Genomic DNA, 15,874 nt, shown 5'->3' with positions numbered 1-15,874 from the left:
CCGATGAGGTGGATGGCTCCTCCGGCATCGATTGTGCCAAAATGCAGTCGTCATCGACTGCCAGGAAAGGAACCACCCAACGACGGTAAAGACTGTGGGCCTCGATTTGGCCAAGGACGCTTTTCAAGTTCTCTGCGTCTCAGCTACCGGACGCAAGATCATCAACAAGAAGGTCTGAACCGCGCCAAGGTGACCGATATATACGCAAACTGCTGCCTTTTGCATAGTGACTGATTCCGCTGCGGCGTCCAAAAACTGTGACACCTCAAAATGCGATTTCGTCAAATGTGTATTAGCCTTTAACTGCCCGTTATGCATTCCGGACTAGGATTGTAAACGGTGCCAGCAGTCACCCACTAAACTTATCAAGCCACTAGTAACTCTCTCGGGCTCTGACCATTTTGGTTGGGGCCCAAAGCCTTGCCAGAATATGCTTGGGCAGAAAGCATTTCGGCAATCACAGATTGCACGAAGTGTAACTTTAAGAGAGAGGAAGCCCTTCTATTCGCGGTCTAGTAACCAATTGTTAATTAGTCGAATCCATCATCTTTCCCAGCACAGTTGGAAAATATCATGATTTTCGTTTATGCGGGCGTTGTGGGCGCGCTATGCACATTTTTTGCGGCCATTCTGACGGACCTGTCAGTTGGTGAGCTGGTAGCAGTGTACTATCTCACAGCGGGAATTGCAGGCATCGTACCACAACTTACGTGGCCAAGATTGATGCCGGGTTTGAAAGCCCGAATTCAAGCTATGCGCGAGAGGTGACCAATGTATTTTGAAAGCCGCCAAGTCATTGTTGCAAATTACGACCGCCCTCCGAGTTGGAAGAAGAGAGTGGGTGGCTCGGTTCTCGTTGCTCTAGGAGTAACCATAGTGGGTTATCAACTCTTGGCAGCGTTGCGCTTCCTTTATTAATAGAACTTGTCAGCACTATGGGCGGCAGTGTGAAAGTGGCGTTGTGGTGTTTGGCGATCTTCCCGTTGACCAGTTTTGGTGGTGACCTTTTCTCCATGGAGTCCGCGTTTATGGGTTAGCTGTCTTCAGGTTTTGATCTTCCTTTGACCGGTTAGCATATTCATGCGGCGTCAGGCCATCGAGACTGGTGTGACGCCGGTTGTGCTTAAGTCTGCGCGCCATACGGCAATCATGATCGTTCCTTTTCCGCCATTGGTCCGAGGACAATGTAAGACGGCGTGGCGCAGAGACCGGAACAGGTGGTCGTTGAGGCACTCCTCGCGCATCCGACCGTTGAAGCTTTCGACCAGACCGTTCTGCATGGGTTTGCCTGGGACGATGTAGTGCCAGCCGACTTGGCGGTCTTCCTGCCATTTCAGCTTCGCATTCGATGTCAGTTCGGTTCCATTATCGCTGACCACAAGGCAGGGATACCCGCGCAATTAGGCGATGCGATCCAGTTCGCGAGCGACACGTGCGCCACCGATGGATGTATCGACCACTGCGGCAAGGCACTCCCGGCTGAAGTCGTCGATCACGTTCAACACGCGGAAGCGGCGACCGTCCTCCAGCGCGTCGGGCATAAAGACGCGACCATTTCTGGTTCGGCCCCTGCGGGGTCGCCATGGGCGTACTAGTGCCCACTGCGCGCTTCCGTCCGCCCCGTTTACGAACGGTTAACCCTTCTTCGCGGTAGAGCCGGTACAGATTCTTCCGGTACACCTCCCAGCCCTCTCGCTTCAGCAGGATATGTAAGTGGCGGTAGCCAAAGCGTCGCCTTTCGGATCCCAATTCCTTCATTCTGGCGCGTAACGCAGCATCTGTCGGACGTTTTGACATCCGTCGATAGACACGCGGATCGATCCCGGCCAACGCACAAGCGCGTCTTTGATTGTAGCCCTTGGTCTTCATGGCCCAGTCCACAGCATTCCTCCTCGAGCCGGGCTACAGAAGTTTTTTCCAAGTGATTTGTGGCCAACTTCACTACCATCACTCGGTTTCATTGTTTTTCGAGCTAGGAACAATCATGAGAAATCCGGGAAAACCATAGGTCACGTTTTCAAGCGTGAAGCCCTGTATGTTCTAGAAAAACTCTAGATCCCGATTGATATTGAAGTCGCTCACGCCAACCATCTCAATTGAGCCTCCATCATCAAACCTAATGAATGTCGAATTTTCTTGTACGAGAATAGACATCTGGAATTCCAAACCACGATCCAAGCGAATCAAGTCTTCTCCGACATCAAATCCACTGATCACATCATTTCCATCACCTATTTGGTAGTTTATTGTATCAGAGGCTTGGTTAAAGAAACGAATTTCATCATCACCTTCGCCTCCAAAGAAATTGTTCCCATCCCCCCTTGATAGAATGCGGTCATCACCAGTTCCGCCAAAAATGATGTTGTCCACACCACCAAAAATAAACAGGGTATCATCTCCATCACCAGCATACACAGAGTTCTGTGTGCCGCTGAAAAAGTTAAAATGATCGTCACCATCAAGCCCAAAGAACTGCATTCCATCCGTCGTTATCATGAATCGATCCCTAAAATCAGTGCCTTCGATGGCTTCGATATGAGAAAATTCGACGCGATCCAGCCCGACTTCGACAATTCGCTCAGTGGTCCAAACGTTGACGCCCTCGGAGGCATTCCCAAAACTTAGAGTGTCCCGTCCACTGCCCCCATTTATGGAATCTTGGCCTCGACCGACAATCAGGAGATCATTCCCGTTTCCACCCCATAGAAGGTCATCGCCGTCTCCACCAGCTAAGGTATCATGCCAGTCGCCGCCAAAAAGGGAATCATTCCCAGATCCACCGACTAGTGAATCCCGACCAAATGATCCTTGGATATCATCATCGCCGTCGCCGCCAAGAAGCGTATCATCCCCTCCCCAGCCGCGCAGCGAATCGTTGCCATCGCCTCCATCAACGAGGTCTCCATCGGACCCAGAGTTGATGTAGTCATCCCCAAGGCCCCCGTACACTGTATCGGCTCCACTGCCAGCTGTTACGGTGTCATCGCCCTCGTAAAGATAAACTAAATCATCTGTATCGCCTCCGTAGAGGGCATCGTCATCAACAGTGCCGTGCAAAGTATTGTAAGTTGGGAATTCGTAAACAAGTTGCACGACCTGATAAGGTAACAGCTCGAAAACAAAACTGCCAAAGGAGTGCGCGCTGCCGTGGTCCAAGACATCAATTGAAGCTCGGACATCATGCTCGTTGATGACATAGTCTTCGCCAAGGACTGTAATGACTTCACTCTGGTCCCACGAGCGAGTTCTGTAGTTGTAGTGGCGACCGTCAGAAGATGAATGATCATACCCTACACGTAGGGCAGAGGTAAGAACGAACCCGTCAAAGAAACCTCCCAGACTATAGCTTACGGCCTCTACTTCTTCTGATCGCGAAGACAAGTATACGACAACTCGATCGTCACTTCCGTACAAATGATGAAGTACTTCTGAATTAGAGCCGTGAGCTCCCGAAGGCAAGTATTCAAGGCCAGGAAGGCTGGTGGACATCATATCGAATATTGCGCCACCGACGCTGTTGATCACGATTCCTGTTTGAGAATCAACAAGAACTTCTCCAGAACCAGCAAGGTCGCTTGATGTATTCAAATGGGGGGGCCAAAGGTACGCTTCGTCTGCACCCAGTTCGATGATATGGCTAAAGTGTGCAACAAGGCTAGAAGCTGCCCGCATACCCAATTGATCAAGGTTGGATGATCTAATATTCCACTCTGTAATGTTGAGCGTTGCCCCCTCATTCAAATAGTTTTGCCAGATGGCGAAATCAAGGCCGATCATTTGATCATTGGGAAATTCAATATCAATGTATTGTTCGCCGCCTCTGAGATAGAAGTGTTCAACTACACCGTCAATTTCACGAAAAGCACTGTCTGAAATTTGATCAATAATCGTATTATTTGACTCTATTGTCCGAGTAAGCCAACCTCGCTCGTCATTTCGGGTGTGGAATTCGCTTTCCCAACCCCCTGCATCCCCCATTTGTATCCAAATGGGACGATCCACTCCTACGTCATTTAGTGCATCAGCGATTTCCAACACAGACTCATTGGCAACTTGCCCATAGGATGTTTCAGTCTGATGGTTCCAATACTCGTTCCCAACTTCAAACGCATGAACCACATCCGCAAAGTCCTGAGCAATAAGGCGTGCAAATTCACCAATGTCTTCGGCGCCAGGATAGGATTCGTGTGTTGGAGTGACGATCAATACTTGGAAGTTGTTGGAACGCGCACTTTCTAAGAAATTTACGAGGTGATCTGGCAGGTACCCGTCAACGATGACGCCGTCGGCATAGGCTACATCCGGTTGACCGGCTGGATATCGTATGTATTGGATGTCCAGGTTTTCAATGGCATCGACAAAATCTGGTGAGGGCACGCCGTCGTCAGTGTTTCGTGTGTAAAGTGCGTTTCCGCCAAAGTGTCGACCAGACACCGTTAGGTCTGCATCGACGTATTCACTTAACTCAATATTTCTCATGCTAGGCGCCCCATATTCATTGTGAGTTTTACCTGCTATCTGTTCATCCAGCTTTTGGATACTTTATTCACAGATGGAATTTTGGATATTTATTGGCGTAAAAATGTGGAGAACACAGTATCACACAAGTGTCGCCGCTAGGCTGCCACATTCAACTTTCTGGTCAATCAAAGTGCCATTTTTTTTTGCATTCTGTTAATAGTGGTGTCGAGGGTTTGACAGTTTGAATGGCTATGATCTTGGATTGATTTTATTCATGTTTTTCATTCTGCTGTCCCTTTACATCAATTTGCCTAGGCCCCCAGTCAGGTAGCCGCTCAGGTGGGCCTGCCCGGCCAGCAGGCGCCGTATTGCAGGATGAATGAACGCCAGCGCACCGAGCCGATCAGGCCCATATCCACGGCAACCGCAGCCAGTTCCAGCCCGCAGGTGAGGGTCATCAGGACACCGGTCACGGCGCCGGGCCAGAGAGTTGGCCTGCCGAGGGGCATCAGATGGGGCAGGGGGTGTCATAGGTCATGAGTGGCGGACCACCCCGAGGGCTGCAAGCAAATTGCGCCCATGTGCCTCTAGCGGCGCGCAGAGAGGTCGCGGCGCAGGCTGACGGACAGGCGGTTGTCGCGGGCGCGGATGCCTGAGGTGCCGCAAGTTTTCTGGACACCTGCCTGCTTCAGTTTGCGCTGTCTGTTTTCATAGTCAACGGGCGACAGCATGCCGTTGTTCGTGTGCTCGCGTTTTGGGTTGTAGAACAGCTCGATTTATTCGAACACGTCACACGTCGGGTAAGCGCGCCGCCTGATCCGTTCACGCTAAAGAACTTGGAAGAAGCTTTCTGCGACGGCGTTGTCGTGACAATTGCCACCGCGGCTCATGCTGGGTTCGAAGTTGTGCTTACGCAGAAACGTCTGCCACTCCCGGCTGGTGAACTAGGAACCGTGATCGGAATGCACTATGATCTTTCCCTCTGGCTTTCGCCGCCACACGGCCATCAACGAGGCTTGCAGGGTGCAATTTGGTGGTCATCCGGGACTGGGCGGACCATCCGACCACATGGCGTGAGAACAGATCGATGACGACACATAGGCACGGCCAGTCCTCAAGGGTCTTGATGTAGGTAATGTCAGTCACCCAGACCTGGTCCGGCTGAGAGGCATGGATTTATCTCCACCAATTGAGCGCTGTGAGCCGCCAAGTGCAGATTTTCGGTTTAGGAGCAGAAATACGGACCAAGTCGGTGGTACAATAATCTGTTCCTGAAAATGCTACTTCGTGAGATGGTGACTAGCATAGAGGGCAGCTAAGAGCCTTCATTGGTCGGTTGGGCTCGACGTACCGATCGGATGCTTCCCTGAGAACGAGGTTGGGTTTTCGCTAGCTTTGACAAATGCTGCGTCGAATACGAATGTCGGCACGTACAAAAATGCCGAATTGTAAGGGTGTGGTTGATATGAACGTTTCTAACACCAACGTGCTTAGTCAGCCCTTGCATCTGTCGTGCGGCGTTGTGCTCAAGAACCGCATCGTAAAATCGGCGATGTCAGACTCGCTTGGTGATGGCCGTGGGGCTCCGACCGATGCTCAAATTCGTCTTTATGAACGATGGGCGGATGGCGGTTTGGCGTTGTCCATTATTGGCGAGGTCCAGGGCACGCCCGACTACGCAGAGAAACCTGGCAATCTAGTGCTCAATACTCACTCGGACTCCGAAAGATTCATGGCTTTGGCCGACAGTGGTTCGAACAATAATGCGCAACTTTGGCTGCAACTTGGGCATGCTGGTGCAATGGCGGATGCATCCATTAGCAATCCGAAAGGGCCGAGCGCACTTGACTTTCCAGGTTTAACATGTGGCGCGTTAACACTGGCCGAGATTGAGAAATTGCCAAACGAGTTTGCCCGTACTGCAGTTCTCGCGAAGGAGTTTGGGTTTGCGGGTGTTGAAATTCATGCGGCGCATGGTTTTCTGCTGAGCCAGTTTCTTTCGCCGTTGTTCAACAAGCGAACGGATGAATATGGCGGCAGTGTCGAGAAAAGATTGCGCCTTGTATTGGAGACTGTGAAGGCTGTTCGCAGTGCCGTAGGCCGGCATTTCCCCATGGGGATTAAACTCAATGCTTCGGATCAGCTCGAGGGTGGTTTTCAACAAGAAGACGCGCTTGCGGTGATCGCCGCGCTGGACAGTACAGATATTGATTTGATCGACATAAGTGGCGGAACCTATTTTCCGAGCGCTCCCTCCTCACCGGATCGCGACGGGGCTGGTCCTTACTTTCTGGATTTTGCCGGACGGGCCAAAACCAAAACGAAAATACCTGTCATGGTCACTGGAGGTTTTAAGACGTTTCAGCAGGCCGAGATGGCTGTCTCGGAAGGTAAAGCTGATCTTGTTGGTCTGGCTCGGGCTCTTGTCATTGATCCGGATCTGCCCAAGAAATGGGAGATGGGTTGTGAAGAAAATCCACTGTTTCCACGCTTCGACAACCCTCCTGAAGGTGGCGTTACGGCTTGGTACACGATGCAAATTACGCAGATTGCCAACCGAGAGATTGAACTAACGCCGGCTGATCTTCCTGCAACCATCAAAGCTTACGAAGCACGGGACGATCAGCGCCGCGCGACATGGACTGAACACTTTGGGAGTTAGACACCTGATCCTCCCCCACTGAAGCGGTCCGCCGTTATAGTTAGGAAACGCAACATCAGAATATGAAACGCATTGCTGCCGTCAGTTGAAGAACACCTTTTGTTGCGCCCAAAGTGACGATGAGCGAGCCTGTCACTTTATCTTGTAAATTTGGGGGAACGTTAGTTTGCCACACTTACCGTTTCCAGCTTTGTGCTCACCGAATTTTCGGCAAGGTCATGTTGACGGTAGAACACTGCTGATGGAAGGCTAACACTGGCGCGCCGCCATGTGCCAATCATGCGTTACTTCGATAGACATCCGGGAAAATTTGCATCATTACAGCGTAGTAGTCGTCGCTTTTGCTTTCGCAATAGCCTTCACATATTTCAGCCAACGCTATAGTTTCTGCTCTTTGTACTTGACCAAGCAAATCGTCTTTGTTGCCTGTTTCTGCAAAGCGGCGAAGTTCAGTCAAACTGCTAAAAATTGCTGTCACGCCATCCATCTTGCTACCTCTGCTGGATACAACCCTAGAGATAACAAAAAAAGTTAACTATAGCTTAACGCGAGATGCATTTTTGGACAAACTCACTCAGGCTGAGACGCTTTCACAGCGTGACGCCACGGCAACTTTAGAGTTCTCCAATTCCCGCACTATCTCGATCAGAGCGCGGTATGTGTTTTCGAAGCCTTGCTGCTTAGCAGCAGCTGCAGCGACCAAGGTCTGGTTTCTCAATTCACTTTCCATGGCGGATCCCCCTTTATGCGATCCAGCTGTGACGTCCTTGCAGTTAATGAAGAGTTAACAGTTAACCATTTGACAATTATTGGCAAAAATCCGCCCGCTGAAGGTTGATGACTATGCGTCTTGGCGTGGTGACATAGAGTTCTCCCGGTTTGATCATGAGGAAAGGTATTTCCCTTTCTTCTATGTCGACTTGCTCGGGAATATCGGCGCCGCACTTGGCGAAAACTACGGCACTATAATGATATCGGTGGGCCCAGAAAAGCAGCATTGCTGCCTTGTGTGCTCAAGTTTATCCATTGAAACCTCAAAAGAGATGCGACGCACATTGGTATGATAGCCTGAAAGGGTGGAGTTGAGGTCACAAAATTGAGACGCCAGCCCACGAGCTTGAAACATCTTCTAGACAGGCAAAAAGCAATCAAAGTTCAACTGTGTCAGGCCATTAATGCTTTTATACACACCGCGATGAGAACCCCCAAATTTCAAGACACCCCAACCGAGGGTCGGTCCGTCAACGCGAAGCCATGCCAACGAATTGAGCGAGGCTGAGTGGCATGATCGGTATATCTTCAATGGTGATCTCTGACCCATCGAGCACATTGGCCACGACAATGCCGCCCATGAACACCTGCATCTCCGCTGGATTGGTTGGATTGGCCTCGAGAGTAATGTCGGGTATGTCGGAGCCGTCCGCGTAGACAAGCAAAATGCTGTCGTACTCGACGTCGAAATCAATGATATCTATCGCATGGCCATCGGAGATCCAACTGCCGCCGACAATCGTGTCTGCGCCGTCACCGGATACAACGACATCATCATCGCCGCCGCCGCTTAGGAAATCAGACCCATCTGAATCTTCTAGGTTTTCGGTTTCTGGATCATCCTCGACGCCACTGAGAAAGTCATCTCTCCAACCACCAAACAAGCTGTCGTCAGACAAGATCGGTCACTTCTGAGAAGGCGCGTCAAAATACGTGACGAGTTTAATCGAATTTTAAACAAACACGATCAAGCTCTGGTCTGCCCATAACGCGGTTGAACCCACTCTGCGCAGACTACAGCAGAGAGATGCAGAGAACCTGATCATGCAAGCCACTGATAAAATTTATAAAGTCATCGAGAACGATACCATCGTGTCTCGGTCAAGCGAAGACGGACTTACCGGCTTGGCTCGATATCGGGGCTTCACAGACGAGTGTCTCAAGCAGCAATTCGCCAATGAGTTAAAGGGACCCGCACTCTTTCTGTTCATTGATGCCGACAACCTCAAACGTACAAACGATCTGTTGGGTCATTCTGTCGGGGATGGTTTGATCCTTGCCATTGCTTCGGAATTGCGCCGGGCACTGCCACGCAACGCGATAGTGGGTCGAAAGGGTGGTGACGAGTTCATTGCCATTGTACCCTGCCAACACATGATGGATGCTCAGAGGATCGCCGAATTCTTATTTTCCCAATTGCAGGGCTGCTGTAAAGTTGCTGGGCATACGGTCATGCTGAGTTGCAGCGTCGGTGCGTCCTTCATTGAGCCCGGATCTGTGGAATTTGACCTACACGAAAAACGTGCTGACACGGCCATGTATTGGGCTAAGTCCAACGGCAAAAACCAATTGAAGTTTTACAGCGAAGAAGATTGCAGGGATATCGCAATCATAAACACTTTGTCGTTGGAGTTCTCAGATGCACTTCGCGCCGGCGATCTAGATTGCTATTTCCAGCCGATTTTTCGCCTGGAGGACAAACGTATCATTGGTGCGGAAGCTCTCATACGTTGGCATCATGATCAGTACGGATCAGTGAAGGCGGACAAAATCATAGAGATCGCGTCTAAAAGTGGGGCCCTGCCTGCCGTTGGAGAGTATGTTCTGCGCCGCGCTTGCGGAGTCGCCAAATGTTGGCCAGCGGACACGTTCGTCTGTGTCAATTTTTCGTCTGCAGACTTTTACCAGACGAATTTCTCAGATTTAGTATTGGAAATCCTGCGTGAGCAGGGTTTTTGCCCACGCCGCTTGCGTATCGAGATCACGGAGTCTGAATTCCTGGATATGAACGCCGAGGTCGGGAACAATATTGCTTCATTGCGCAAACATGGCGTTATGATCGGGATTGATGACTTCGGCACGGGGCATGCGTCTATGGGTAGCGTGGATAGTTTCCCTGGCGATTTTCTGAAAATCGACAGATCACTAATCGCGTCTTGTCAAGACAGAGATACCAGCAGAGTTTTCATTCGAGCAATCAAGACGGTTTCTGACAAGCTTGGGTTCCAAGTCATTGCTGAAGGCGTTGAGACTTTGAATGAAGCAGCTATGGTGAGAGGATGTGGAATCTTGTTTGGACAGGGATTCTACTTTTGCAAGCCTGTACCTGCGCCGGAATTTGAGCAGTTGGTTCATCGAGACGAAGAAAGTATCGTAGGACAAAGACAAGTTTGCTTCCCGTAGGTTAGCCACTGACCTATTTTCAGATTTATTTAACACCCGCTCAAAAAAATTCTGGTGACGGACGGTCTGGTGCATCAACTTTCTTGCGACTAAACACGCCGTAGATTGGCCACTTCTTGCTTACCCGGGGCAATCCTGCTTCGCATTAACCATCCATTAACCGCTACAACCCAACCTTTCCCTGAACTTTAGTGGGGAAAGTAAGATGAATTCAATAAACGATTTTGAAATACGCGTGTTGATTGCTGTGGAAGCGGCAAAGAACTCCGGACTCGTTCAAACGCATCTGGCGTTGCTCGATGTCTTGAGGCTTTTGCGCATAGAACATCGGATTGGACCATCGTGGATGCCATCAGAACATGATGGATACATACACTGACACGGCGCCCTTGATTGCCCAATCCTTGGTTAACGCTCGCGCAACCTTTTCTACTGAGAATGAGCGGAGTGGTAACTGAGGGAATCAAATATGCAAGAGCATGACTTGGTCGTTGAAGCCTGCCTCGAACTGGAGACTTTTGCGCAGTTGCATGAGATGACACATCTGGCTTCTGCGATGAGGAAAGCTGTTGCGGCGGCGAGATTGGACACAATGCCACACGCTTCATGCGCAGAACAGATCAGCTGCGAACCGCTGCAGACTAGCTACGCCAAGACGGGCAACGTCACACCGTTTCGGACCAAGCTTTGATTGACGGCCGTCCTTTAGATCGCGAATATAGACCATTTTATTGCGGCACGCAGACATATGCAGATTCAAAGCGCTTTTGGGTGCAATACTTTATGATCCAAGCTCCACTGTCATCGGCATGGGTTTTCGTGTTCTACATTTCTTTTAATCGTCGGTTCTTCACAAAATCTTAGTGCCATAGCACCATATTTAAGTCGCTTACTTCTAAAAAAGTAGGGGACTTGCCGCAGCCCGTTTAATGTGTGTCAGGAATGCCTAAGAATGCCCAAGAATCAACCCATTGGCCTGCCGGAATTGCGTGCGGCGCGGGCGCAGAGCACCTGGCTTTTATGGTCTGTTTTCCTCTTTAGCGTTTTCGTGAATCTTCTGATGCTGACCGGACCTCTGTTTATGCTGCAGGTCTATGACCGTGTCCTAGGCTCGGGCTCCGAAGAAACTTTGGTCGCCCTGTCTATCCTGGTTGCCGGACTCTACGGATTGATGGGTTTTCTGGACTATGCGCGGGGCCGGGTGTTGGCGCGGTTCGGGGCTCGGTTTCAATCGTCGCTGGATGATCGGGTGTTTGATGCGGTGCTGCAGCGCGCCTTGTTGCCAAAAGAACGCGGGGCGCCAGCCAGCGGCTTGCGCGATCTGGAAATGGTTCAGGGCCTGTTTACATCGCCCGTCATGTTGGCGCTTTTTGATGTGCCCTGGACGCCATTCTTCATTGCAGCGATTTTCATCTTTCACCCGATGTTGGGATGGTTGGCGGTCTTTGGCGGTGCAGCGTTGATTGTTATCACTTTGCTCAACGCCTTTCTGACGCGGCGCAAAACCCTGGAAGCGCAAAATGCGTCCGGGCAGGCCAATGCCTTTGCAGAACAGGCGCGTCGGTCCGTCGAGGTGGTTCGCTCACAAGGCATGGGGGCAGCTGTATCCGCCCGGTGGCATGTAATGCGTGACAAAGCATTGGACGAGACAATCCGCGCCAGCGACTGGACCGGCGTGTTTTCTGCCATGACCAAATCGTTCCGCCTGTTCTTGCAGTCTGCGATGCTGGCTGTGGGTGCTTACCTGGTGCTACAGGGCGAGATGACGGCGGGCGCGATGATTGCAGGCTCTATCCTGCTGGGCCGTGCCCTTGCCCCAATTGAACAAACGATCGGGCAGTGGCCGACTGTCCAGCGTGCCCGTGCGGCTTGGACAACACTGGCTGTGTTGCTGCAGACGACACCACCTGCGCCGCAGACACATGCGTTACCCCCGCCTGCTGCCAATGTGATGTTCCAAAGCGTGAGTGTGATGCCACAAGGCGCCAAGGCACCGGTTCTGTCATCTGTTAGTTTCTACCTCGGTGATGGGGAGGTGCTGGGCGTTATCGGGAAAAGCGGGTCGGGCAAATCGACCTTGGCTAAATCGATACTTGGGTTAACCCGCGTTGTTGCCGGTGAAGTCCGCTTTGGCGGCGCCACTCTTGATCAATACGGGTCAGACGCCATGGGGGCTTACATCGGATATCTGCCGCAGAATGTGGTGCTGTTCTCGGGCACGATTGCGGAAAACATTGCGCGCATGACAACCACCCCGGATGACACAAAGATCGTCGAAGCGGCAAAACGGGCCAACGCACATGAGATGATCCTGTCGCTGCCGGATGGGTACAAAACGCAGATTCTCAGCGAGGACAGCCAACTCTCAGGCGGTCAGAAACAACGGATTGCACTGGCGCGGGCGCTCTATGGTGATCCTGTGCTTTTGGTCTTGGACGAACCAAACTCTGCCCTCGACAACGATGGCTCAATTGCTTTGAACCTTGCCGTGCGGGAGTTCAAAGCAACAAACCGGTCGGTTGTGATCCTGACCCACCGCCCTTCAGCCATTTCCGAATGTGACCGTCTTTTGGTGATCGAAGATGGACGGATCAAGGCCGACGGACCTCGCGATGAGGTCCTGAAATCCACGGTCAGTAACGTGCGCGACATCAAACGAACCATAGCAAAGGCGGCAAACTGATGGTTGGAGCCTCAAGTGAGAAACGGCAATGGAAAGCGACTGGGCCACTTCTCGTTGGTGGACTGGCCTTGGCTGTGCTTGTCGGGTTTCTAGGCGTCTGGAGCGTGCAATCGCGCATTGCAGGTGCTGTTATTGCCTCCGGCATGATCCAGGTGGAGACGAACCGGCAGATCCTGCAACATCCTCGGGGTGGCGTTGTCGGAGAGTTGTTCGTGAAGGATGGAGATTCTGTTTCTGCCGGTGATGTGGTCCTGCGGTTTGACGACAAACAGTTGCGCTCCGAATTGGCGATCATTGAGGGGCAGTTGTTTGAGCTTCTGGCGCGCAAAATACGCCTTCAAGCGGAGCGGGACGGTCTGAGCGCTTTGCCCCCACCGGATGCGCTTCTTGCCGAGGCAATCACCAACCCGGATGTCCAAGCCCTGATCGACGGTCAGCAACGCCTTTTTGAGGCACGTGCGGACAGCCTGAAGCAGAGCGCAGAATTGATCGCCGAACAAATTGCACAGGCAGAAAACCAGATCGACGGGACCAATGCGCAACTCCAAGCACTGGCGACGCAAAGTGAACTCATCGAATCCGAGCTAGCCGATACGCAAAGTCTGTTTGAAAAAGGTCTGACACCTGCATCTCGTGTTTCTGCGCTGCAACGCGAGCAAGCACGGCTGTTGGGAGAGATTGGCAGTCTTACAGCGAACGCAGCACAGTTGCGCGGACAGATCGCTGCGTTGAACATTGAACGGATTGCATTGACCACGCGGCTGAGAGAAGAGGCCATTTCCACTTTGCGCGACCTGCAATTCCAGGAAGTTGAACTGGTCCAGCGCCGCCTGAGCACCATTGAAACCCTATCCCGCACAGAATTGCGCGCACCGGTTGCCGGCGTTGTATACGATTCCCGGGTGTTCGCATTGCAATCCGTCGTCTCACCCGCCGAGCCAATCATGTATATTATCCCGCAGGATCAGCCGATGGTGGTGTCTGCCCGGATCGATCCCATACACATCGATCAGGTTCATGTGGGGCAGTTGGCCTCACTGCGCTTTGCAGCCTTTGATCAGCGCATGACGCCGGAGGTGTTTGGTCGTGTGACCAAGCTGTCGGCGGATGTGTTTACCGATCAGGCGACTGGGATATCATATTATCAGGTGGAATTGATTCCGGCGGAGGGCGAGATGCATAAGCTTGGGGATCAAACGCTATTGCCGGGGATGCCAGTCGAGGCCTTTATCAAGACTGCGGACCGCTCACCGTTGAACTATCTGGTCAAGCCGTTGACGGACTATTTTGTAAGAGCGTTTCGCGAGGTTTGAGCGCCGAATTTAGCCGTCGCAATGAATTTTACTTGCTCGACTGTTGTGAAAATTTGATGCCCATCAAGTATCTCACGTTCCCGCCATCGGGTGATCCGGTTTGATTCTAATGTTTCATTGGTCTCAGATCTATTGCGTGATGCTTTCTTAGGCGGACGACTTGCAATCCAACAAGCAGCAAAACCCAACTGCGCTTTAGTGGATGCCACGATGCACTATCAAGATTCAAGCTTCGCGTACGCTCTACAGTTACTTCTATCTGGCGCGACTTGCGACGAGTCTTTTTTCGCAACGTTCTATCTCATTTTCATCCATTTCCGATCCATGGGCTCGATCAAACTTGAGAAAGAGGATTGCTGATAGTCCCAATAAAATATTTCGAATTTAACATAAAGACGCAGGATATCCGATCGATAAAGTATCACGATTATTTAACCTAAATCAATAATACAGGAATGAATCGAGTTATTTTGAAATGTCGCCATTTGGTGTGGCAACAAAAAGTACTCGTGAAAACGAATTTCTAATGTGTTTGAAAAGGACCTCACATGAGCCAATTGAGTCGGATGGCGGCGTTGTTTGGAGATGTCGCTTTGCAGGATGATCGTTACTCTAACGTAAGAGTTTCGTTTGCACACAATACGGCACTGACAGATGCCCCGGTGCCCGAGCCGACAGATGCCCCGGCGCCCGAACCGACAGATGCCCCGGCGCCCGAACCGACAGATGCCCCGGCGCCCGAACCGACAGATGCACCGGCTCCCGAACCGACAGATGCCCCGGCTCCCGAACCGACAGATGCCCCGGTGCCCGAACCGACAGATGCTCCGGTGCCCGAACCGACAGACGCTCCGGTGCCCGAGCCGACAGATGCCCCGGTGCCCGAACCGACAGATGCTCCGGTGCCCGAGCCGACAGATGCCCCGGTGCCCGAGCCGACAGATGCCCCGGTGCCCGAACCGACAGATGCCCCGGTGCCCGAACCGACAGATGCCCCGGTGCCCGAACCGACAGATGCCCCGGAACCCGAGGATCCGCCTGTACACGGGCCGGTTGATCCCCCGGCCACCGGCATAGAGCCCGCTGATCTGGGCAACGGTCCCGTGACTGTCACGGCCGGCCGTGTCGCACATCTTGCGCCCGAAGATCACGAGACCGCGCAGTCCGTGCGGATCATCGAAGGCCCCGAATATGGCAATGTCACGGTCAATCCGGACAACACGCTGGCCCTTGTTCTCACGGGCACCACCCAGACGGACGACATCAGCTTTCAATATGAAATCACCCATGCCGATGGCCGCGTTGAAACGCTGGAAAGCACGCTGAATGTGCAGGCCGGTACGCAGGACGCAGGCTGGGGGCAGGGCAATCACTATCTGCTGGAAACGGACGAGAACAACGACCTCATCATCGAAACAGGGAATAATCACCGCAAGATCTATATCTCCAACAGCGAAGACGCGCTGAGCCGGGCCGATATCGCACAGCTGGAAGGGTTGGCCTCAAGCGACATCACCCAGGACTGGCTGATTACCAATGATACATATGGTGCGGACGAAGAAATGGCGCTCAAGCCTGATG

Annotated in this window: 9 protein-coding genes and 3 pseudogenes; 5 read left to right on the top strand and 7 right to left on the bottom strand. The window is 52.0% G+C overall.

All coding sequences use genetic code 11. From position 1 onward, the window contains the following. Positions 1 to 1,026: 1,026 nt before the first annotated feature. The 4 genes and pseudogenes from Q1A89_RS22985 to Q1A89_RS22970 all read right to left on the bottom strand — a co-directional run. Positions 1,027 to 1,917: pseudogene (locus tag Q1A89_RS22985) on the bottom strand (IS3 family transposase); the annotation flags it as partial. A gap of 123 nt (positions 1,918 to 2,040) precedes the next feature. Then, complete coding sequence (locus tag Q1A89_RS22980; protein WP_299734014.1) at positions 2,041 to 4,479, bottom strand: calcium-binding protein; 2,439 nt, start codon at positions 4,477 to 4,479, stop codon at positions 2,041 to 2,043. Positions 4,480 to 4,796: 317 nt separating this feature from the next. Further along, a complete protein-coding gene (locus Q1A89_RS22975; protein ID WP_299734012.1) occupies positions 4,797 to 4,919 on the bottom strand; it encodes a hypothetical protein in 123 nt (40 codons plus the stop codon). Between the two features lie 243 nt (positions 4,920 to 5,162). Further along, positions 5,163 to 5,622: pseudogene (locus tag Q1A89_RS22970) on the bottom strand (IS3 family transposase); the annotation flags it as partial. A 259-nt stretch (positions 5,623 to 5,881) separates the two neighbouring features. On the opposite strand from Q1A89_RS22970, the gene Q1A89_RS22965 reads away from it, so the two are divergent. After that, a complete protein-coding gene (locus Q1A89_RS22965) occupies positions 5,882 to 7,123 on the top strand; it encodes an NADH:flavin oxidoreductase/NADH oxidase family protein (protein ID WP_299734010.1) in 1,242 nt (413 codons plus the stop codon). Between the two features lie 277 nt (positions 7,124 to 7,400). On the opposite strand, the gene Q1A89_RS22960 is transcribed toward Q1A89_RS22965, so the two are convergent. From Q1A89_RS22960 to Q1A89_RS22950, 3 genes are all read right to left on the bottom strand, one after another. Continuing rightward, a complete protein-coding gene (locus Q1A89_RS22960; RefSeq protein WP_299734008.1) occupies positions 7,401 to 7,610 on the bottom strand; it encodes a hypothetical protein in 210 nt (69 codons plus the stop codon). An 87-nt stretch (positions 7,611 to 7,697) separates the two neighbouring features. Continuing rightward, the gene (locus Q1A89_RS22955) at positions 7,698 to 7,853 is read right to left on the bottom strand and encodes a hypothetical protein (protein WP_299734006.1); all 156 of its coding nucleotides are present in this window, start codon (positions 7,851 to 7,853) and stop codon (positions 7,698 to 7,700) included. A gap of 511 nt (positions 7,854 to 8,364) precedes the next feature. Next, a complete protein-coding gene (locus Q1A89_RS22950; protein ID WP_299734004.1) occupies positions 8,365 to 8,793 on the bottom strand; it encodes a hypothetical protein in 429 nt (142 codons plus the stop codon). Positions 8,794 to 8,938: 145 nt separating this feature from the next. Between Q1A89_RS22950 and Q1A89_RS22945 the strand changes: the two genes are divergently transcribed. From Q1A89_RS22945 to Q1A89_RS22930, 4 genes and pseudogenes are all read left to right on the top strand, one after another. Continuing rightward, positions 8,939 to 10,297: a bifunctional diguanylate cyclase/phosphodiesterase gene (locus Q1A89_RS22945; protein WP_299734002.1), complete on the top strand. Its 1,359-nt coding sequence runs from the start codon at positions 8,939 to 8,941 to the stop codon at positions 10,295 to 10,297. Positions 10,298 to 11,249: 952 nt separating this feature from the next. Next, positions 11,250 to 12,980, top strand: coding sequence for a type I secretion system permease/ATPase (locus tag Q1A89_RS22940; protein WP_299733999.1), 1,731 nt, complete (start codon positions 11,250 to 11,252; stop codon positions 12,978 to 12,980). Next, the gene (locus tag Q1A89_RS22935; protein WP_299733997.1) at positions 12,980 to 14,293 is read left to right on the top strand and encodes an HlyD family type I secretion periplasmic adaptor subunit; all 1,314 of its coding nucleotides are present in this window, start codon (positions 12,980 to 12,982) and stop codon (positions 14,291 to 14,293) included. The genes Q1A89_RS22940 and Q1A89_RS22935 overlap by 1 nt, the downstream gene beginning before the upstream one ends. 548 nt (positions 14,294 to 14,841) lie before the next feature. After that, positions 14,842 to 15,874, top strand: a pseudogene (locus Q1A89_RS22930) (hypothetical protein); the annotation flags it as partial.

Source organism: uncultured Tateyamaria sp. (assembly GCF_947503045.1).
In the GTDB taxonomy this organism is placed as follows: Bacteria; Pseudomonadota; Alphaproteobacteria; order Rhodobacterales; family Rhodobacteraceae; genus Tateyamaria.
The sequence above is the reverse complement of the archived record's forward strand: the minus strand, read 5'-3'. Positions and strand labels throughout refer to the sequence as shown.